This window comes from Micromonospora sp. PRAS1 (assembly GCF_059553435.1).
Genome location: NZ_JCANNB010000058.1, coordinates 1 through 19,742, shown reverse-complemented (window position 1 = coordinate 19,742; position 19,742 = coordinate 1). Strand labels below are relative to the sequence as shown.

General features: G+C 71.6%; 16 protein-coding genes. 5 read left to right on the top strand and 11 right to left on the bottom strand.

Annotation, left to right across the window (positions count from 1 at the left end):
• The 5 genes from secD to ruvC form a co-directional block, all read right to left on the bottom strand.
• The gene (gene secD, locus AC507J_RS30875) at nucleotides 1-1,881 is read right to left on the bottom strand and encodes a protein translocase subunit SecD (RefSeq protein ID WP_496293843.1); all 1,881 of its coding nucleotides are present in this window, start codon (nucleotides 1,879-1,881) and stop codon (nucleotides 1-3) included.
• A 174-nt stretch (nucleotides 1,882-2,055) separates the two neighbouring features.
• Nucleotides 2,056-2,394 carry a preprotein translocase subunit YajC gene (gene yajC, locus AC507J_RS30870; protein ID WP_496293841.1) on the bottom strand — a complete coding sequence of 113 codons (339 nt, stop codon included), beginning with the start codon at nucleotides 2,392-2,394 and terminating at the stop codon, nucleotides 2,056-2,058.
• Nucleotides 2,395-2,530: 136 nt separating this feature from the next.
• Nucleotides 2,531-3,601, bottom strand: coding sequence for a Holliday junction branch migration DNA helicase RuvB (ruvB, locus tag AC507J_RS30865; RefSeq protein WP_496293838.1), 1,071 nt, complete (start codon nucleotides 3,599-3,601; stop codon nucleotides 2,531-2,533).
• Nucleotides 3,602-3,656: 55 nt separating this feature from the next.
• Nucleotides 3,657-4,259 (bottom strand): Holliday junction branch migration protein RuvA, encoded by a 603-nt coding sequence (gene ruvA / locus AC507J_RS30860; protein WP_496293836.1) that lies wholly within the window; start codon nucleotides 4,257-4,259, stop codon nucleotides 3,657-3,659.
• On the bottom strand, nucleotides 4,256-4,783 hold the full coding sequence (gene ruvC, locus AC507J_RS30855; RefSeq protein ID WP_496293834.1) for a crossover junction endodeoxyribonuclease RuvC: 528 nt from the start codon (nucleotides 4,781-4,783) through the stop codon (nucleotides 4,256-4,258). The genes ruvA and ruvC overlap by 4 nt, the downstream gene beginning before the upstream one ends.
• Before the next feature lie 183 nt (nucleotides 4,784-4,966).
• Between ruvC and AC507J_RS30850 the strand changes: the two genes are divergently transcribed.
• Nucleotides 4,967-5,749 carry a 3-hydroxybutyrate dehydrogenase gene (locus tag AC507J_RS30850; protein WP_496293832.1) on the top strand — a complete coding sequence of 261 codons (783 nt, stop codon included), beginning with the start codon at nucleotides 4,967-4,969 and terminating at the stop codon, nucleotides 5,747-5,749.
• Between the two features lie 14 nt (nucleotides 5,750-5,763).
• Nucleotides 5,764-7,683 carry a helix-turn-helix domain-containing protein gene (locus AC507J_RS30845; RefSeq protein ID WP_496293830.1) on the top strand — a complete coding sequence of 640 codons (1,920 nt, stop codon included), beginning with the start codon at nucleotides 5,764-5,766 and terminating at the stop codon, nucleotides 7,681-7,683.
• Between the two features lie 61 nt (nucleotides 7,684-7,744).
• Here AC507J_RS30845 and AC507J_RS30840 read toward each other — a convergent pair whose 3' ends face one another.
• From AC507J_RS30840 to AC507J_RS30830, 3 genes are all read right to left on the bottom strand, one after another.
• Complete coding sequence (locus tag AC507J_RS30840) at nucleotides 7,745-8,479, bottom strand: DedA family protein (protein ID WP_496293828.1); 735 nt, start codon at nucleotides 8,477-8,479, stop codon at nucleotides 7,745-7,747.
• Between the two features lie 210 nt (nucleotides 8,480-8,689).
• A complete protein-coding gene (locus tag AC507J_RS30835; protein WP_496293826.1) occupies nucleotides 8,690-9,289 on the bottom strand; it encodes a TetR/AcrR family transcriptional regulator in 600 nt (199 codons plus the stop codon).
• Between the two features lie 19 nt (nucleotides 9,290-9,308).
• Nucleotides 9,309-10,871, bottom strand: a complete 1,563-nt coding sequence (locus AC507J_RS30830) for an MFS transporter (protein WP_496293824.1) — start codon at nucleotides 10,869-10,871, stop codon at nucleotides 9,309-9,311.
• Between the two features lie 334 nt (nucleotides 10,872-11,205).
• On the opposite strand from AC507J_RS30830, the gene AC507J_RS30825 reads away from it, so the two are divergent.
• Nucleotides 11,206-12,069, top strand: a complete 864-nt coding sequence (locus AC507J_RS30825; protein ID WP_496293822.1) for an SPFH domain-containing protein — start codon at nucleotides 11,206-11,208, stop codon at nucleotides 12,067-12,069.
• Between the two features lie 70 nt (nucleotides 12,070-12,139).
• On the opposite strand, the gene AC507J_RS30820 is transcribed toward AC507J_RS30825, so the two are convergent.
• Together AC507J_RS30820 and dnaE are read right to left on the bottom strand one after the other, a co-directional pair.
• Complete coding sequence (locus AC507J_RS30820; protein ID WP_496293820.1) at nucleotides 12,140-13,177, bottom strand: aminotransferase class V-fold PLP-dependent enzyme; 1,038 nt, start codon at nucleotides 13,175-13,177, stop codon at nucleotides 12,140-12,142.
• Between the two features lie 87 nt (nucleotides 13,178-13,264).
• Nucleotides 13,265-16,798, bottom strand: a complete 3,534-nt coding sequence (dnaE, locus tag AC507J_RS30815) for a DNA polymerase III subunit alpha (RefSeq protein ID WP_496293818.1) — start codon at nucleotides 16,796-16,798, stop codon at nucleotides 13,265-13,267.
• A gap of 185 nt (nucleotides 16,799-16,983) precedes the next feature.
• Between dnaE and AC507J_RS30810 the strand changes: the two genes are divergently transcribed.
• Both AC507J_RS30810 and AC507J_RS30805 read left to right on the top strand, forming a co-directional pair.
• Nucleotides 16,984-17,529: an RNA polymerase sigma factor gene (locus AC507J_RS30810; RefSeq protein ID WP_496293816.1), complete on the top strand. Its 546-nt coding sequence runs from the start codon at nucleotides 16,984-16,986 to the stop codon at nucleotides 17,527-17,529.
• A complete protein-coding gene (locus AC507J_RS30805) occupies nucleotides 17,522-18,100 on the top strand; it encodes a hypothetical protein (RefSeq protein ID WP_496293814.1) in 579 nt (192 codons plus the stop codon). Before AC507J_RS30810 ends, AC507J_RS30805 begins: the two co-directional genes overlap by 8 nt.
• A gap of 6 nt (nucleotides 18,101-18,106) precedes the next feature.
• Here AC507J_RS30805 and AC507J_RS30800 read toward each other — a convergent pair whose 3' ends face one another.
• Nucleotides 18,107-19,582 carry a serine/threonine-protein kinase gene (locus AC507J_RS30800; RefSeq protein WP_496293812.1) on the bottom strand — a complete coding sequence of 492 codons (1,476 nt, stop codon included), beginning with the start codon at nucleotides 19,580-19,582 and terminating at the stop codon, nucleotides 18,107-18,109.
• Nucleotides 19,583-19,742: the final 160 nt, after the last annotated feature.

Genomic DNA, 19,742 nt, shown 5'->3' with positions numbered 1-19,742 from the left:
TCAGGCCTCCTTGACACGCGGGTTGCGGGACGGTGCCGACTCCGACCGGGGCGGCAACACCCGACCGAGACCGCTGACCCGCGGGGACAGGAACGCCCGACTGCGGGCGAGCATGGTCATCATCGGGTGCCGGAAAAGGAAGACCACGACCAGGTCCAGCACGGTGGCCAGGCCGAGGGCGAAGGCGAAGCCCTTCACCGTGCCGACCGAGACGATGTAGAGCACCAGGGCCGACATGATCGTGATCAGGTTCGCCGAGATGATCGTTCGGCGGGCCCGGATCCAGGCGCGGGAGACCGCGCTGCGCGGGCTGCGGCCCTCGCGGATCTCGTCCTTGAGTCGTTCGAAGTAGATGACGAACGAGTCCGCCGCCACACCGAGCGACACGATGATGCCGGCGATGCCGGCGAGGGTGAGCGTGAAACCGATCTGCCGGCCGAGCACCACCAGGGCACCGAAGAGCAGCAGGGCGGAGAGCACCAGGCTGGCGAAGATCACCGAGCCGAGCAGCCGGTAGTAGAAGAACGAGTAGATGATGACCAGCAGCATGCCGATGCCGGCCGCGAGCAGACCGGCCCGCAGGTGGCTCTCGCCCAGGGTCGCGGTGACGTTCTGCGACTCCTGCGCCTCGAAGGTGACCGGCAGGGCGCCGTAGCTCAGGTAGCCGGCCAGCTCACTGGCCTCGGCGTTGCTGAAGTTGCCGGTGATCTGCGAGTTACCGGTGAGCACGCCCTGGATCTGCGGCGACGAGATGATCTCGTTGTCCAGCACCACCGCGACCCGGCACTTGCCCTCGTCGCCGAGTGCGGAGGCGTCACACGCCTGGCCCTCGTTGTTGAACGCCTCCCGGGTCAGCGCGGTCCACTTGTCCTGGCCCGAGCTGGTGAAGTTCAGGCTGACCACCCACTGGCTGGTCTGGTCACGCACCGCGTTGGCGTCCGAGACGTCGGTGCCGAGCACCTTCGCCTGGTCCAGCAGGTTCTTCGCGTAGCCGCCCTCGCAGGCGACGACCTGCTCCTCCGGGTTTGAGATGGAGGCCGGAGGCCGGTCGTCGAGCTGGAGGCAGCCGATGGTCGGCACGTTGAACTGCATCTGCGCCGGCAGCACCGCCACCTCGCGGCCGGTCAGCTCGGCGAAGGGCTTGAGCTGCTCGGCAAGCGCCGGGTCGGCGCTCAGGTCGGCCGGCGCCTGGAGGCCGTTGGCCGCGGCCCAGGCCTCCGCGCCGACCTTCTGCTCGACGGCCTTGCGCTGCTCCTCGATGCTCTGCGGCACCGGCTCCTCGCTTGCCGTCGGCGACGGGGCGGCGCTCGGCGTCGCGCTCGGGGTGGGCGTCGGCGCACCGCCGCCCTGGCCGCCCGCCGACGGCGACGCGCTGGCTTCGGCGTCCGGAGCGGGGCTCGCGCTGCCGGACGGGGTGCCCGACGGCGTCGGCTCGGCGGTGCCGCTCGGGGTCGGCGCCGGCGACGGGATCGCGCCGCTGCCGTCGGCGATCTTCAGCACCTTGCGGAACCGCAACTCGGCGGCGCTGCCCACCTCGCTGAGGTCACGGTTCTCGCCGGGCAGGGAGACGACGATGTTGCGGTCGCCCTCGGTGACCACCTCGGCCTCGGCCACACCGTACGCGTTGACCCGGCTCTCGATGATCTGGCGGGCCCGCTCCAGGTTGTCCGACGTCGGGGCCCGACCGTCGATGGTGTTGGTCGCCTCCAGCGTCAGCCGGGTGCCGCCGACGAGGTCGAGACCGAGACGGGGTTCGAGCCGGTCCTTCCAGCCGCCACTGGCACCGCCCGAGAAGAACACCAAGATATAGAGGACGACGAGGATGCCCGCGAGGACGGCCAACTGCCGTCCCGGGCGCATCTGTCCCTGAGGTGGTGCCACGGCTGTCCTGTCTCCCTGTACGGTCGCGCCGCCGCGGGCGCGGCGGTCCTTCTATCCAGTTGTCTCACCACGTCGGCGCGGGGACTCGAAGGTCGCCTCGCGTCGGCGCTCGCCCGCCGGGGACGCGTACGGGCGATCCCACCCGGTCCGAGCCGAACCGGGTGGGTGTGGCGCTCACTCCTTGACGGCGTCGGACTCCTCGGCCGCCGACTCGGCGGGGCGCTCCGCCTTGGTGACCACCCGGGCGATCGCCGGGCGGGCGTAGCGGGTCTGCACTCCGGGGGCGACCTCGAGCAGGACGCTGTCGTCCTCGACACCCGTGACCGTGCCGTACAGCCCGCCGATGGTGACCACCTCGTCGCCGGCGGAGAGACCGGACTGCATCGCCTCGGCCTCGCGGCGGCGCTTCTGCTGCGGACGGATCATCATGAAGTACATGACGCCGAAGAGCAGCGCGATCATGAGGATCGGGGTGAAGCTCCCCGCTCCGCCGCCTTCTGCTGCGTAGAGCACGGTTGTCGACCTTCCCATTGGCCTCCGCCGGCATGTGAGCGCCGGAGCGGAGGCGGATTTTCACATCCTGTACAGACCGCGGCGAGTCTAGTCGCTCTATCTGGGAACGCCGAATGCGGCACAGATCACGAACAGATCACGGCTCATCGGCGTCCATCGAGAAGAGATCGGGCGCGGCGGGTGCTTCGGTGCCAAATGTACCATTCGGGGGCGTACGCCCCAGGTGCCGCCAGGCTGCCTCGGTGGCCACCCGACCGCGCGGCGTACGGGCCAGCAGGCCGGCCCGCACCAGGAAGGGCTCGCAGACCTCCTCCACCGTGTCCGGCTGCTCCCCCACCGCCACGGCCAGCGTGGAGAGGCCCACCGGCCCGCCCCGGAAGGAGTCCACCAGGGCGGTCAGCACCGCCCGGTCGAGCCGGTCGAGCCCGAGCGCGTCCACGTCGTACACGGTCAACGCCGCGCGGGCGGTCTCCACGGTGACCACGCCGTCGGCGCGTACCTCGGCGAAGTCCCGCACCCGGCGGAGCAGGCGGTTGGCGATCCGGGGCGTGCCCCGGGACCGGCCGGCGATCTCCGCCGCCCCCTCCTCGGTGATCGGTACGCCGAGGATGCGCGCCGACCGGCGCAGCAGCACCTCCAGCTCGTCGGGGGCGTAGAAGTCCAGGTGGGCGACGAAGCCGAAGCGGTCCCGCATCGGGCCGGTCAGCAGGCCGGAGCGGGTCGTCGCACCGACCAGGGTGAAGGGTTCGACATCCAACGGGATGGCGGTCGCGCCCGGCCCCTTGCCGACCACCACGTCAACCCGGAAGTCCTCCATCGCGCTGTAGAGCAGTTCCTCGGCCGGCCGGGCGATCCGGTGGATCTCGTCGATGAAGAGCACGTCGCCCTCGGCGAGGCTGGTCAGGATCGCGGCCAGGTCGCCGGAGCGTTCGATGGCCGGGCCGCTGGTCACCCGGATGCCGGTGCCCAGCTCGGCGGCGACGATGTTGGCCAGGGTGGTCTTACCTAAGCCAGGCGGCCCTGAAAGCAGAATGTGGTCGGGTGGGGAGCCACGCCGCATCGCGCCCTGGAGCAGCAGGTCGAGCTGGTCGCGGACCCGGTGCTGGGCGATGAACTCGTCCAGTCGCTTCGGCCGGACGCTTACCTCCGCATCCCGCTCCGCGTCGCTCACGTACGCCGACACCAGGTTGCCCTCGTCGGTGCTCATGAGATGTCCTTCATCCGCGACTGCGGGGCTCGCAGACCCGGCTCACTCCGCGCGCTCATCGGGTCCGGCCCAGCAGCCGGATGGCCTGCTTGAGCAGCACCGGCACCGGCGGGGTGGGACCGTCGAGCGTCTCCGCCACGGCGGCCACCGCCTGGTCGGCCTGCCCGGCCGTCCAGCCGAGCCCGATCAGGGCCTGGCGTACCTGCTCGGGCCAGGCGCCACCGGTGACCCCGGCCGCGCCGTCGGCCCCGACGGGCACCGGGCCGATCCGGTCGCGCAGCTCCAGCACCAGCCGCTCGGCGCCCTTCTTGCCGATCCCGGGCACCCGGGTCAGCGCCGCGGTGTCGGCGTTGGCTATCGCCTTGCGTACGGCGTCCGGGGTGTGCACAGCGAGGACCGCCTGGGCCAGCCGGGGGCCGACCCCGCTGGCGGTCTGCAACAGCTCGAAGAGCGCCTTGGCGTCGTCGTCGGCGAAGCCGTAGAGGGTTAGCGAATCCTCCCGGACCACCAGGCTGGTGGCCAGCCGTGCGGGCTGGCCCACCCGCAGCTCGGCGATGGTGCCGGGGGCACACTGCACGGCCAGGCCGACCCCGCCGACCTCGATCACCGCGTGGTCCGGACCGGTCGCGGCCACCACGCCACGCACACTGGCGATCATCTCTTTCCTCCTCGTCGTACCCGGTCGGCTGCGGCGGCCAGCTTCGAGCGCGTGCCACCGCGCCACACGTGGCAGATGGCCAGCGCCAGGGCGTCCGCGGCGTCGGCCGGGCGTGGCGGCTCGGCCAGCCGCAGCAGCCGGGTGACCATCGCGGTCATCTGCGCCTTGTCGGCCTGGCCGGAGCCGGTCACCGCCGCCTTCACCTCACTCGGGGTGTACGTCTGCACCGGCAGCCCGGCGCGCGCCCCGGCGAGCACGGCGATCCCGCTGGCCTGCGCGGTGCCCATCACCGTACGCACGTTGTGCTGGCTGAACACCCGTTCCACGGCCACGCTGTCCGGCCGGTGCTCGGCGACCAGGTCGGTGAGGGAACGGTCCAGATGCAGCAGGCGGGCCGGCAACTCGTCGGCCGGATCGGTGTACACCACGTAGTAGGCCACAAGCGTGCACGGTCGCCCGGGCACCCCCTCGACCACGCCGACCCCACACCTGGTCAGCCCCGGGTCGACGCCGAGCACCCGCACGCGCCCCTCCTCCCCGCCGCCCCGGGCAGCACATGTGTTCGACACCCTACCGAGGTGGGGAGGCCGCCGCGCCCCGGGACACGCCCACCACCGTCTGGTGTCCGTAGCGACCACAGAGTGCGGTGGGAGTATGTGCCGCGACCCCATGTGCGCCCGGCCACACAGCTCGTAACTTCATGCGCCATGACGGCAGAACCCGTGGCGGTCCCCCACGTCGTGAACGTCGACCTCGCCGGTCGTACCGCCCTGGTCAGCGGCGGTGGCAGCGGCATCGGCCGGGCCTGTGCCCTGCGGCTGGCCGCGGCCGGCGCGAGCGTGCTGGTGGTCGACCGGAACGTGGAGGCGGCCAAGCTGGTGGCCGCCGAGGCCGGCGGCCGGGCCGAGGGAGTGGACCTGGCCGACCCGGAGGCGGTCGAGCGGCTCGACACCGATGTGGACATCGTGGTCAACAACGCCGGCCTGCAACACGTCGCCCCGGTGCCGGAGTTCCCGGTCGAACGTTTCGAGTACATCCAGCGGGTGATGGTCGAGGCGCCGTTCCTGCTCGTCCGGCGGGCACTGCCGCACATGTATGCGCGCGGCTGGGGCCGGATCGTCAACATCTCCTCGGTGCACGGGCTGCGCGCCTCGCCCTACAAGGCCGCGTACGTCTCGGCGAAGCACGCGCTGGAGGGGCTCTCCAAGGTGGTGGCGCTTGAGGGTGCGGCGCACGGCGTTACCGCCAACTGCATCAACCCGGCGTACGTGCGTACCGCGCTTGTGGAGAGCCAGATCGCCGACCAGGCGGCCACCCACGGCATCCCGGAGACCGAGGTGATCGAGAAGATCATGCTGGCCCGGGCGGCGATCAAGCGGCTGATCGAGCCCGAGGAGGTGGCAGAGCTGATGGCGTACCTCTGCTCGCCGCCCGCCGCGTTCCTGACCGGCGCCTCGATCGCACTCGACGGGGGCTGGACGGCGAACTAGTGTCCCCCCGCACAATGTCGGTCATGTCGTCGCCGGTGGAGTTCCTGGAACTGCTCGCCCGGGAGGCCGCCGCGGTCGAGTTCGAGGGGCCGCTGGTCGCCGCCCGCTCCGCCGGGCTGAGCGCGGACCGGATCGCCGAGCTGGAGCAGGCCAAGACCGTGGCGCTGCGGGTCCGCGCGCTGCTGGAGCGCCGCCGCCGCCGGGAGAGCGAACTCTCCGGCCTGTACGACACCGTCAGCGACCTGGCCGGGCTGCGGGACCTGGACGAGGTGCTGCGGGCTATCGTGCACCGGGCCCGGCACCTGCTCGGCGCCGACGTCGCCTACATGACCCTCAACGACGCCGAGCGCGGCGACACCTACATGCGGGTCACCGACGGCTCGGTCTCGGCCCGCTTCCAACGGCTCCGGCTGCCCATGGGCGCCGGTCTCGGCGGCCTGGTGGCCCAGTCGGGCGCGCCGTACGTGACCGCGAACTACCCGGAGGACGAGCGTTTCCACCACACCCGGGAGATCGATGCCGGGGTGGGCGAGGAAGGGCTGGTGGCCATCCTCGGGGTGCCGCTGCGGCTCGGCTCCACAAGCATCGGCGTGCTCTACGCGGCGAACCGCTCGGCCCGGCCGTTCGCCCGCGAGGAGGTGGCGCTGCTGCTCTCGCTCGCGGCACATGCCGCGGTGGCGATCGACACCGCCCGGCTGCTGGCCGAGACCCGGGCGGCGCTTGAGGAACTCTCCGCCGCCAACACCACCATCCGGGCGCACAGCAGCTCGGTGGAGCGGGCCGCGGCGGCACACGACCGGATGACCGCGCTGGTGCTGCGCGGCGGCGGGGTGGAGGACGTGACAGCGGCGGTGACCGACGTGCTGGGCGGGTCGCTGCTGGCGTTGGACGCCGAGGGCCGGCGGCTGGCCCGGGTCGGCGAGATCGACGAGCCGGACCGGGCGGACATCGTCGAGGCGGTGGCCGCGTCCCGGACCGAAGGGCGCAGCGTACGCCGGGGCCCGCTCTGGTATGCCGCAGTGGTGGCCGGCGCGGAGAACCTGGGCGCGCTGGTGCTGCATCCCGAGGGCGAGCTGGCCGATGCCGACCAGCGGATCCTGGAACGCGCCGCCCTGGTGACCGCGTTGCTGCTGCTGTTCCGGCGGACCGTCGCCGAGGCGGAGGGTCGGGTCCGGGGCGAGTTGCTCGACGACCTCATCGCCCGGCCGTTGCGCGACACCGACGCCCTGCACAGTCGGGCCCGCCGCCTCGGCGTCGACCTGGACGCCCCGCACGTGCTGGTGGCCGTCGGCGAGGACGCCATCGCGGCGACCGGCTCGGCCCGCCAGCGGGTGCTCTCCTGGGCCACCACGTACGCCTCGGCCCGGGGCGGGCTGGCCGCCGCGCGCGACGGCCGGGTGGCGCTGATGCTGCCCGGGCAGGACGCCGGCGGTAGCGCCCGCGCGGTGTCCCGGGACCTGTCACGGATCACCGGGCGGCCGGTGACGGCGGGGGCGAGCGGACCGTGCACCGGGCCCGAGTCGCTGGCCGCCGCCTTCCGGGAGGCTGACCGCTGCCTGACCGCGCTGGGCGCGCTGGGCCGGGCCGGGCAGGGGGCGAGCAGCGCCGAGCTGGGCTTCGTCGGGCTGCTGCTGGGCACGGTCTCCGACGGCGGGGAGGCGGACGTACACCGCTTCCTCACCGCCACCCTGGGCCCGGTGATCGAGTACGACGCCCGTCGGGGCACCGCCCTGGTCCGGACGCTTGAGGCGTACTTCGGGGTGGGCGGCAGTCTGGCCCGGGCCGCCGAGCAGTTGCACGTGCACGTGAACACGGTGACCCAGCGGCTGGAACGGGTCGGGCAGCTGCTCGGCGCGGACTGGCAACGCCCCGACCGCGCCCTGGAGGTGCAGCTCGCGCTGCGCCTGCACCGGCTCCGTACCGCCGACGGTTGAGCGGTACGGCTCGCTCAGTGCTTGCTGGGCGGTCTCGCGGAGTGCCTGCTGTGCGGCTCGCTCAGTGCTTGCCGTAGTGCTCGCGGGTCTCGCGGATCGCCGCCTCGGCCGCCGCCCGCTCCTGCTCGGCCGCCGCCCGCTCCTGCGGCGTCACGCCCCGCTTGGCGGCGAGCCGGGCCCGGAGCAGCTCCACGGCGATCGGCAGGACCGAGATCGCCACGATGGCGATCAGGATGAACTCGATGTTCGTCTTGACGAACGGGACCTGGCCGAGGAAGTAGCCGAGGACCGTCACGCCGGTGCCCCAGAGGATGCCGCCGACGATGTTGTAGGTGACGAAGGTGCGGTAGTTCATCCGGCTGACCCCGGCCACGATCGGGGTGAACGTCCGTACGATCGGCACGAAGCGGGCCAGCACGACCGAGCGGGCACCGTACTTCTCGAAGAAGTCGTGCGCCTTGAGCAGGTTCTCCTGTTTGAACAGCCGCGAGTTCGGGCGGCGGAACAGCGCCGGGCCGACCTTGCGGCCGAACAGGTAGCCCACCTGGTCGCCGGCGATCGCGGCGATGGTGATGAGCAGGCACACCAGCCACAGCGGGTAGGTGATGTAACGGCCGTCGGCGACGAGCAGGCCGGCGGTGAACAGCAGCGAGTCACCCGGCAGGAAGAAGCCGATCAGCAGGCCGGACTCGGCGAAGACGATGGCCAGGATGCCGAGCAGGCCGAACGTCGAGATCAGATGTTCCGGGGAGAGCCAGTCCGGTCCGAGAGCCAGGGTGGTGACGGGCGTCGACACGACGGACCTCCGGTGAGTGTGGCGAGCCACCCCCAGGGCTCGGACGCCCGTAGTCTACGGCCGAAGCGGACCCACGCGGAGCAAGCCGGACCCACACAAGGCAAGCCGGACCCACGCGGAGCAAGCCGGATTTGCGCAAGGCGAGCCGGAGCCAGGCAAGGCGAGCCGGATTTGCGCGGGGCGGGCCGGGGCTGAGGGCGGCCTCGTTGGTCAGCGGGCGCGGATGCCCGCCAGGACCCCGTCGACGACCTTCTCGGGCAGGCTCGCCTCGTCGATGTCGGGGTGCCAGTTCATCATCCGCTGGATGAGCATCGGCCCGGTGAGCATCGCCATGGTCACCTCGACGTCGAGGTCGGCCCGGAGTTCTCCGGCGCGGACGCCACGGCGCAGCACCTCCCGCATCGCCGCGCGGCGGGGCTCGATGATGTTCTGGTAGAGCGTGTAGTGCTCGGGGCTACGCTGCACCTCGGGCATCAGGCCGGGCATGATCTTCGCCGCGCGGGGGTCGATGTTGTGCCCGACCGCACCGACCAGCAGGATCAGGTCCTCGCGGACGGAACGGCCGGCCGGCTGCGGTGGATCGCCCTTGAGGGTACGCAGGGCATCGCGCAGCAGGGCGTCCTTGCCGGGCCAACGGCGGTAGATGGTGGCCTTGCCGACCCCGGCCCGCGCGGCGATCGCCTCGATCGAGATCGCCCCGATCGTGCTGCCCTCCGCGAGCAGGTCCAGCGTGGCCTCGATGATCGCCTCGGCCGCGCGGGTGCTCCGCGGCCGGCCGGGCGACCGCGGAGCATCCGTCGTGCCAGTCATTGCGCCATTCTCGCCGATGTCAGGACGCACCGGCCAACTCGGGCTCGCCGACGGGTGTCGGCACGCCCGCGCCGGGCCGGCCCGGCAACCAGCGCAGCGCCACCAGGATGCCGGCCGCCGTGACCAGCGCGGCCAGCGCCGCCGACCAGTGCATCGCCGAGACGAAGGCGTCGTTGGCCGCCGCGATCAGCTCCGGCGCCGCCGGCCCGAGCTGCCCGGCCGTGGCGTACGCGCCGGAGATCGACTCGCCGGCCGCCGTGCGCGCCGCCGGGGGCAGGTCCGCCAGGGTGGGGTCGATGCCGGCCCGGTAGCCTGCGGCCAGCACCGAGCCGATCACCGCCACCCCGAGCGCGGCGGCCACCTGGCGGATCGTGTTGCTCACCGCCGATCCGACGCCGGCCTTCTCCCGGGGCAGCGCGGACATGATCGACTCGGTGGCCGGCGGCATGATGTTGGCCATCCCGGTGCCCTGGAGGAAGAAGGCGACAAGTACCACCCAGATGGGTGTGGCCGCGTCGACGAAGGCGAAGGCGCCCAGCGATACCGCGGTCAGGATCAACCCCACCACCGAGACCGCCCGGGCGCCGTACCTGCGCACCATTGTGGCGCTGCGCGGGGCGAAGACGAGTTGGGCGACCGCGAACGGCAGAAAGAGCAGGCCGGTCTGCAACGGGCTGTAGCCGCGCACCAGTTGCAGGTAGAACGAGCTGAAGAACATCACGCCCATGGCGGCGAAGAAGACCAGCCCGATCATCGCCACCGGCGCGGCGAAGCGGGGCACCCGGAACAGCCGTACGTCCAGCGAGGGGTGGCTGCTGCGCCGCTCGTACCCGACGAACCAGGCCAGCACCGCGACGCCGCCGAGGATGGCCACCCAGACCAGCGGCCGGCCGAAGCCGTGCTCGCCGCCGTCGATGATGCCGTACGTCAGCGCGACCAGACCGACCACCGAGAGCAGTACGCCGAACACGTCGACCCGGCCGGGATCCGGGTCCCGCGACTCGGGCACCAGCAGGGCCACCAGAAGCACGCCGAGCGCGACGACCGGCACGTTGATCAGGAAGACCGAGCCCCACCAGAAGTGCTCCAGCAGCAGGCCGCCGAGGACGGGGCCGATCGCCACCGCCAACCCGACCGCGCCGGCCCAGACCCCGATGGCCCGGCCACGTTCACGCGGGTCGAAGACGTTGGAGATGATCGACAGGGTGGCCGGCATGATCGCCGCCCCGCCGACCCCCATCAACGCGCGGGCCGCGATCAGCTGGGCCGGGCTCTGCGCGTACGCCGACAGCAGCGACGCCAGGCCGAAGAGCACCAGCCCGATCAGCAGCATCCGGCGCCGCCCGGCCCGGTCTCCGAGCACGCCGAAGGTGAAGAGCAGCCCGGCGAAGACCAGGGTGTACGAGTTGATCGACCACTCCAGCTCGCCCTGGCTGGCCCCGAGACCGCGCACGGGGTCGGCGAGGGTACGCAGCGCGACGTTGAGAATCGTGTTGTCCAGGACGACCACGAGCAGGCTGATCACCAGCACTGCCAGGATCGCCCACCTCCGCGGATGTCCCGTCTGCTCATTCGACGACATTTCCGGCACCCCCCGATTTTCGATACGGTTCCGTCCGTAATCACCGCCGAGCCTAGGCCCGGCATTAACGATACGGAACCGTTTCGTATCGAATGTGGCGCCAGTCACGCCTCCCCTCGCCCCCACCCCCTCGCTCCCCCACCCCCACCCCCTCGCTCCCGCGATCTTGCACTTTCCGTCGTAACAGAAGCCCATGAATCGGGCATATCGGCGACCGAAAGTGCAAGATCGGCGCACCTCTGGGGGCTGGGGAGAGCGGGGAGGGGGCGCTCTTGCCCGGGGCGGCTATGTTGATGATCAACTCAGCAGGCCATCCCTGGAAGGTTCGGCACCCATGCCCTTCGGCTTCATCCTCGCGATCGCCACCGCCGTCATCGCGGCCGTCGCGGTCGCCGTCACCCTGCTCAGCGCGCAACGCAGTGTGCGGCAGGGCGCGGTCCTGGCGGCGGTCGCCGCCGTGGCCGCGACGCTACTGCTCACGGTCGCGTCGAGCGCCCACTCGGTGCCGATCCGCTCGGTCGGGATCGTCACCAGTTTCGGTAAGCCGACCGGCGAGGTGACCGGCTCCGGCCTGAAGTGGGTCGCGCCCTGGCAGCGCGTCGGCGAGTGGGACGCCGGGCGGCAGAAGTACGACCACATCGGCGACACCAACTGCGTACGGGTGCGTACCGGCACTCTCGCCGACGCCTGTGTCGAGGTGCTTGTCGAGTGGCAGGTCCGGCCCGAGAACGCGCCGAAGCAGTTCATGGACTACAAGGGCGACTTCGACAGTTTCCGGGGCCAGCGGGTCGGCGTACAGCTCGACAGCGCGGTGAACGACGCCTTCTCCTCCTACAACCCGCTGGAGCGCATCGACGCGAAGACCGGCAACCTGAACGTCGACCTCAAGCCCTTCTCGGAGAGCATCAAGACCAGCGCCGAGGGTCGCCTCACCGACGACGTGGACATCCTGTCGGTCACCATCACCCGGGTCAACCACGACGACAAGACCGAGGGCAACATCAAGGCGTTCCAGGACAAGCTCGCGCAGACCCGCAACCTCGAACAGGACCGGCGCAACGCCGAGATCCAGAAGCAGATCACCGAGACCAACGCCAAGGTGGACAAGGTGACCCGCTGCCTGGAGATCTCCGAGAAGAACGGCAGCGCCCCGGGGCTCTGCATCAACCCGGGCATCGTCACCGGCACCGGGAAGTGACGCGTACGCCTACGCCGCGTTAAGAAGGGGCCCTTCCTCTACCCGAGGCGTTAACAAGGGCCCCTTCCTTTCATGCGGTCAGGGCGTTGAGGGCGAGGTCGACGTCCGCCTCGGTGGTGTAGAGGTGGAAGGAGGCGCGGACGCGGCCGGCCCGGACCGCCGCGCGGACGCCCGCCCGTTCCAGCTTCTCCTGCGCGCCGGGCACCTCGACGCTGACGATCGCGCTCTGGCCGGGCGGTCGCCCCAGTCCGGCCAGGAACCGGTTGGCCTGCGCCACGTTGTGCGCGTGCACCGCCGGTACCCCGATCTCCAGCAGCAGTTCCAGGGCCGGGGCCGCGCCGACCCAGTTCAACCAGGCCGGCGAGATGTCGAACCGGCGGGCGTCGTCGGCCAGCCGCAGCGGTGGCCCGTAGTAGGAGGCGTGCGGGTCCTGACCCGCGCACCAGCCGGCGGCGTCCGGTCGTAGCCGCTCGCGCAATGCGGGATCGAGGTAGGCGCAGGCGGTGCCCCTGGGTGCCATCAGCCACTTGTAGCCGCCGGCCACCACGACGTCGGCCAGGGACGCGTCGAACGGCAGCCAGCCGCACGCCTGGGTGGCGTCGACGGCGACGAGCGCGTCGTACGCCCGCGCCGCCGCGACGATGTCGTCGTAAGCGGCCAGGGCGCCGTCGGCGGACTGCACCAGGCTGAACGCCACCAGGTCGGTGTCGGCGTCGATCGAGTCGACCAGCTTGTCAAGCGGTACGGTGCGAACCTCGACGCCCCGGGCCTCCTGCACCAGCCACGGGAAGAGGTTCGAGGTGAACTCGACCTCGGGGGCGAGGACCCGGGTGCCGGCGGGCAGCGCGGCAGCCACCGGTGCCAGCATCTGGGAGACCGTGGAGCCGATCGCCACGTCGGCCGTTGGTACGCCGACCAGCCGGGCGAACGCGGCCCGCGTCCGATCCGACGCCGCGCTCCAGTCCTTCCACACTCCCCGGCCGACGCGCCAGTCAGCCAACGCCGCCTGCACGGCGTCCCAGGCCGGGTCGGGCGGCAGCCCGTAGCTGGCGCTGTCCAGCCAGCCGGGCTGCGGGTGCCACAGCTTCTGCGCCTGTTCCAACTCCATGCCCAGCGACGCTAACTCCCCGCCGGCCCACCCCAAAGCGCCAATCCCCGCCCCCTGGCCCACCGGCCCAGAGCGGCGAAAGGGGGGTCAGCTGACGTTGGCGGGGCCCAGGACGCTCTTCAGGTCGGCCATCAGGGCGGTGGTGGCGGCCACCCGGACCGGGCCGAGCCGCCAGGTGGTGGTGCGGCTGCCGTTGAGCAGCTTGACGTGCACCTCGGCGTCGCCGGGGTGCAGCACCAAGGTCTCCTTGAGGCGTTCCACCAGGGGCGGGGTGCAGCGGGTCACCGGGATGGTGAGCGTGACCGGCTTGTTTGTCGCGCTGGCGCTGACGTCGGGCATGGACATGTCCATCGCCATGATGCGGGGGATGTCGTCCCGCCGGTCGACCCGCCCCTTGACCACCACGATGGCGTCCTCGGCGATGTACTGGCCGATCACCTCGTAGGTGTTCGGGAAGAACAACGTCTCCACCCCACCGGCGAGGTCCTCCAGGGTGGCCGAGGCCCAGGCCCGGCCCTGCTTGGTGACCCGCCGCTGCACTCCGGAGAGGATGCCGGCGAGGGTGACCACCGCGCCGTCGGGCACGGTGCCCTCCTCGGAGAGGGCGGCGATGGTGCAGTCGGCCGCCGGGCCGAGGATGTGTTCCAGGCCGAAGAGCGGATGGTCGGAGACGTAGAGGCCGAGCATCTCCCGCTCGAAGGCGAGCTTGTCGCGCTTGTCCCACTCCCCCTCGGCGATGGTGGGCATCACCGTGGTGGTGGTCGTGGTCTCGGTGTCGCCGAAGCCCGCGCCGAACAGGTCGTACTGGCCGACGGCCTCCTTGCGCTTGACGTCGGCGTACGCGTCGATGGCGTCGGCGTGCACGGCGAGCAGGCCCTTGCGCGGGTGCCGCATCACGTCGAACGCGCCGGCCTTGATCAGCGATTCGATCGTCTTCTTGTTGCAGACCACCGCGTCCACCTTGGACAGGAAGTCGTAGAAGTCGGCGTACTCGCCCTTCTCCTCGCGGCACCGCATGATCGCGGCCACCACGTTGGCGCCGACGTTGCGGATCGCGCCGAGACCGAAGCGGATCTCCTTGCCGACCGGGGTGAACGGCCCGGCCGAGGTGTTCACGTCCGGCGGCAGCACCTGGATGCCCATCCGCCGGCACTCCGACAGGTAGAGCGCCATCTTGTCCTTGTCGTCACCGACGGAGGTGAGCAGCGCCGCCATGTACTCGGCCGGATAGTGCGCCTTCAGGTACGCCGTCCAGTAGGACACCAGGCCGTACGCGGCGGAGTGCGCCTTGTTGAAGGCGTACCCGGCGAACGGGACCAGTACGTCCCAGACCTTCTGGATCGCCTCGTCGGAGTAGCCGCGCTCGCGGCAGCCGTCCCGGAACGGGATGAACTCCTTGTCCAGGATCTCCTTCTTCTTCTTGCCCATCGCCCGGCGCAGCAGGTCGGCCTGGCCGAGCGTGTACCCGGCGAGGATCTGCGCGGCGCGCTGCACCTGCTCCTGGTAGACGATCAGGCCGTAGGTGGGGGCCAGGACCTCGCGCAGCGGCTCTTCCAGCTCCGGATGGATCGGGGTGATCTCCTGGAGGCCGTTCTTGCGCAGCGCGTAGTTGGTGTGCGAATCAACGCCCATCGGGCCGGGTCGGTACAGCGCCAGTACGGCGGAGATGTCCTCGAAGTTGTCCGGCTTCATCATCCGCAGCAGCGAGCGCATCGGCCCACCGTCGAGCTGGAACACGCCCAGGGTGTCGCCCCGGGCCAGCAGCTCGTAGGCACCCTTGTCGTCAAGCGGCAACCCCAGCAGGTCCAGCTCCTTGCCGTGGTTGAGCTGGATGTTCTTCACCGCGTCGTCGATGATGGTCAGGTTTCGCAGGCCGAGGAAGTCCATCTTCAACAGCCCGAGCGACTCGCACGTCGGGTAGTCGAACTGGGTGATGATCACCCCGTCGGAGTCCCGGCGCATCAGCGGGATGTGTTCGATGATCGGCTCGGCGGACATGATCACTCCGGCGGCGTGCACGCCGGTCTGCCGGATCAGCCCCTCGATGCCCCGGGCCGTGTCGATGACCTTCTTGACGTCGGCCTCCGACTCGTACATGCCCCGGATCTCGCCGGCCTCGGCGTAGCGGGGGTGCTTCGGGTCGAAGATCCCTTCGAGGGGGATGTCCTTGCCCATCACGGCCGGCGGCATGGCCTTGGTGATCCGGTCGCCGACCGCGTACGGATAGCCGAGCACCCGGGCGGAGTCCTTGATCGCGGCCTTCGCCTTGATCGTGCCGAAGGTGGCGATCTGCGCCACCTTGTCCTCGCCCCACTTGTCGGTGACGTACTTGATCACCTCACCGCGCCGACGCTCGTCGAAGTCGATGTCGACATCCGGCATGGAGACGCGCTCGGGGTTGAGGAACCGCTCGAAGATCAGCCCGTGCGGGATCGGGTCCAGGTCGGTGATGCCCAACGCGTACGCGACAAGCGAGCCGGCCGCCGAGCCACGACCCGGACCGACGGCGATGCCCTGGCTCTTGGCCCACTGGATGAAGTCGGCGACCACGAGGAAGTACGAGGGGAAGCCCATCTGGATGATGACGCCCAGCTCGTACTCGACCTGCACCACGTGCCCCTCGGGGATCCCGTCCGGGAACCGGCGGGCCAGCCCGGCGAAGGTCTCCTTGCGGAACCAGGACTCCTCGGTCTCCCCATCGGGCACCGGGAAGCGCGGCATCAGGTTGTGGAACTCGAACATCCCGGCCGGGTCGACCTTCTCGGCGACCAGCAGCGTGTTGCGGCAACCCTCAAGCCAGACGTCCGAGTTGTCCACGCCGCGCATCTCGTCGGCGGACTTGATGTAGTAGCCGCTGCCACCGAACTTGAACCGGTTCGGGTCGGCGACGTTGCTGCCGGTCTGCACGCAGAGCAGCACGTCGTGTGCCTCGGACTGCGCCTCGTGGGTGTAGTGCGAGTCGTTTGTTACCACCGGCGGGATGTTCAGCTTGCGGCCGATCTCCACCAGACCTTTGCGGACCTTCGTCTCGATGTCCAGGCCGTGGTCCATCAGCTCGAGGAAGTAGTTCTCCTTGCCGAAGATGTCCTGGTATTTCGCCGCCGCTTCGAGGGCCTGCGCCTCGTGGCCGAGCCGCAGCCGGGTCTGCACCTCGCCCGAGGGGCAGCCGGTGGTGGCCATCAGCCCGTCGGCGTGCTCGGCGAGGAGTTCGGCGTCCATCCGGGGCCACTTCACGAAGTAACCCTCGGTGTACGCCTTCGTGGTGAGCGTGAAGAGGTTGTGCAGGCCGGTCTTGTTCCGCGCCCAGATCGTCTTGTGGGTGTAACCACCGCTACCGGAGACGTCGTCGCTCTTCTGCTCCGGACGGCCCCACCGCACCCGAGACTTGTGGAAGCGCGACTCCGGCGCCACGTACGCCTCGATGCCCAGGATCGGCGTCACCCCGGCAGCCATGGCCTGCTTGTAGAAGTCGTTCGCGCCGTGCATGTTGCCGTGGTCGGTCATTGCCACGGCCGGCATCCCCTGCCGCTTGACCTCGGCGAACAGGTCCTTGAGCCGGGCCGCCCCGTCGAGCATCGAGTACTCCGTGTGCACGTGCAGATGCGCGAACGAATCGCCCATACGGAGGCCCCCCGGGTTCGATGATCGAGTCGGTCGGGCCCACCCTATCCCCGTCGCCGAGGCGGCTCCAGCACGCCCGGCGAGAGTCGGGGGTGTCGGCTGGCGGACTGGGCGCCGGATCCGCCGACACGCCGGGCGTAGCCTGGACCTGCACCGCACACACCGGGCGAACACGGGACGGCGCGATGATCCTCGCGGACGGGATCGATGACCTGGCCGGCGCGGCGGCGCGCGGCGACCAACGGGCCCGCGACGCGCTGCTGGCGACGATCCGGCCGGAGGTGCTGCGGTTGTGCGGCCGGCTGCTGCCCAACCGGGAGGACGCGGAGGAGGCCTGCCAGGACGCGCTGCTCGCGGTGGCCCGCGGCATCCACCGGTTCGAGGGACGCTCCTCCTTCCACACCTGGCTCTACCAGCTGACGGCCAACCGGGCCCGATCCACGTACCGGATGCTGCGCCGGCGCTGGCTGATGGAGGCCGGCGCGGCGGTGCTGCCCGACCGGCCGGACCCGCGCCGTACCAGCGTGGTCGCCGGCACCCGGCTGGACCTGCTGGAGGCCCTCGACGGGATCCGCCCCGAACTGGCCGAGGCGCTCACCCTGCGGGACGTGCTCGGTCTGGGCTACCGGGAGATCGCCGAACTGTTCGACCTGCCCGAGGGCACCGTCAAGTCCCGGATTCACCAGGCCCGCCGGCAGGTCCGGCGTCGGCTGAGCGACGCCGGTGAGTGACCATCCGCTGCTGCGCCGGTGGCTCACGCTGGTGCTGACCGGCACGCTCGCGACGGCCGCCGGATGCGGGGACGAGCCGGTCGCGCCGCTGCCGGTACGACCACCCGCGCCGTCCCCACCCGCGCCGTCGATACCGGCACCGCCGTCGGGCGTACCGGCCTCGGTCGTACCGTCCACCGCCGCGCCCACGGTGCCGTCACCGGCGGCGGCGAGCCGGTCACCCCGGACCGCGACCGCCCCGACCACCCCGCCGCGCCGCCCGACGCCGCGCGTCCCGGCCAGCACCACTGGCGCAGCCACCACGGCGCCGAGCGCCTGCCTCGGCGCGGTCCGGTACGACCTGGAGCTGGCCCACGGCGGGCCGCTGCCCTCGTCGCTCTGCTTCACCACCGGCGGGGTGCTGCGGATCAAGGGCATCGGCCCGGGCGAGGTCACGGTGGACCGGGCGGATCTGGTGGACAGCAACTACGAGGCTGGCGTGGTCGACCTGCGGTTCGTCCGGCCCGGCACGGTGGACGTGTCCATCCCACGTCCGGACGGTACGCACGTGATCACGGTGGTGGTGCGGTAGCCGCGGCTACCGCACCCGTACCCCGTCGAGCAGAGTGTCGACGAACTCGTCGCCGGCCTCGAGCGGGGGTACGACCTGCGCGTAGAGCAGGCCGGCGGGTGCCCGGGCGGCGGCCTCCACAAGCACCGGACGCTCGTGCGGGCAGTCGAACCGGGCGATCACCCAGTCCAGGTCGCCAAGCCGCACCCGCCGTACCGGGGCCGCCGTGCAGTCGGCGTGCGGTTGCTCGGCGACGAAGCCGGCCGGGCCGGTGCGACGCGCGGCGGTCGCCGACAACCCGAGGAAGGCTCCTGGCACCGTCGGGTCGGTGGCCCATCGACGCGGCTCCGGCGAGATCACCAGGGCGGGTTCCAGCCGGCCCGCCGGGTCGTACCGGCCGGCCCAGCCGGTGCCGGCCGCCCGCCAGCCAGCCGGCAGCACGACGCTTACCGGGCCGCTGGTGGCGGTACCGGCCACCGCCGCCGAATCCGCCGCCACCACACCAGCCGCCGCCCCCAGCACCACCATCACCCCGACGACCTGCGGCCACCGGCGGCGGGCTGGGGGCGCCTCGCGCACTGCGGGAGCGGCGGGCGCAGATGGGGGCGCCCCGGACGGCCCGGCCGGCGGGACGGGTACGCGGGCGCGGAGCAGGGCGGCGCGGAAGGCGGCGGCGTCCGGGTAGCGGTCGGCCGGCGGGACGGGTACGCGGGCGCGGAGCAGGGCGGCGCGGAAGGCGGCGGCGTCCGGGTAGCGGTCGGCCGGCTCGGCGGCGCAGGCGCGCCGTAGCACCCCCACCACCGGCGGCGGGACGCCCGCCCGGAACCGGGCCTCCCCCGCTGCCCGCCGGGGCGGTTCGTCGGCCCCGGTGCCGGAGGCGGCCGACGGCGTGCCGAGCAGCCGCAGGCCGAGCCGGCCGAGCGCGTAGACGTCGGCGCGCTCGTCGACGACCGCGAGCGGATCGTCCTGCTCCGGCGCCATGTAGCCCGGGGTGCCGGCCCGCATGGTCAGTCCGGATGCGGCGGCGAGCGCCTTGGCCAGGCCGAGGTCGGCGATGAGTACCCGTTCGCCGGTCGGACCTGAGCGGAACAGGATGTTGCCGGGCGTGAGGTCGCGGTGCACCACCCGGTGCCGGTGCAGCACGGCCACCCCGGCGGCGATCTCGGCGAGCAGGTCCAGCGCGGTGGTGACCGGCAGCCCACCGGCCGCCAGCCGGTCCCGCAGGCTGCCGCCGTCGGCCCAGTCCAGCACCGTGTACGGGCGCCCGTCCGCCAGCTCGCCCACCTGGCGTACCCGGACCAGCCGGTCGTCGTCGATCCGGCGCAGCAGTCGAGCCTCGTCCAGAAACCTTTCCCGCACGCGTACGTCGTGGTGCCAGTTCTCGGCCAGCACCTTGATCGCCACCTGGGTCTTCAGCGCCGGGTCGTAGGCCAGCCACACCGTCGCGAACGAGCCGGTCCCGAGCAGCCGCTCCACCCGGTACGCCCCAATCCCCGCCGGCACCCCCACCCTCCACACCCTCCCGCCCCCACCCCCACACCGCAACACCCCCCACCCCCACCCCCACTCCGCCCCCACCTCCGCCCTCCCCCTTCCCGCCCCCGCGATCTTGCACTTTTTGTCGCCGCATAAGCCACGAAAGCCCCTTCTCGGCGACCGAAAC

Bases quoted from the DNA above. Each gene is read 5' to 3' on its own strand.
- ruvB (WP_496293838.1), bottom strand. From the start codon at position 3,601: ATGAGCACCGACGAGGGCAACCTGGTGTCGGCGTACGTGAGCGACGCG.
- ruvA (WP_496293836.1), bottom strand. From the start codon at position 4,259: ATGATCGCCAGTGTGCGTGGCGTGGTGGCCGCGACCGGTCCGGACCAC.
- AC507J_RS30850 (WP_496293832.1), top strand. From the start codon at position 4,967: ATGACGGCAGAACCCGTGGCGGTCCCCCACGTCGTGAACGTCGACCTC.
- AC507J_RS30845 (WP_496293830.1), top strand. From the start codon at position 5,764: ATGTCGGTCATGTCGTCGCCGGTGGAGTTCCTGGAACTGCTCGCCCGG.
- AC507J_RS30835 (WP_496293826.1), bottom strand. From the start codon at position 9,289: ATGACTGGCACGACGGATGCTCCGCGGTCGCCCGGCCGGCCGCGGAGC.
- AC507J_RS30830 (WP_496293824.1), bottom strand. From the start codon at position 10,871: ATGTCGTCGAATGAGCAGACGGGACATCCGCGGAGGTGGGCGATCCTG.
- AC507J_RS30825 (WP_496293822.1), top strand. From the start codon at position 11,206: ATGCCCTTCGGCTTCATCCTCGCGATCGCCACCGCCGTCATCGCGGCC.
- AC507J_RS30820 (WP_496293820.1), bottom strand. From the start codon at position 13,177: ATGGAGTTGGAACAGGCGCAGAAGCTGTGGCACCCGCAGCCCGGCTGG.
- dnaE (WP_496293818.1), bottom strand. From the start codon at position 16,798: ATGGGCGATTCGTTCGCGCATCTGCACGTGCACACGGAGTACTCGATG.
- AC507J_RS30810 (WP_496293816.1), top strand. From the start codon at position 16,984: ATGATCCTCGCGGACGGGATCGATGACCTGGCCGGCGCGGCGGCGCGC.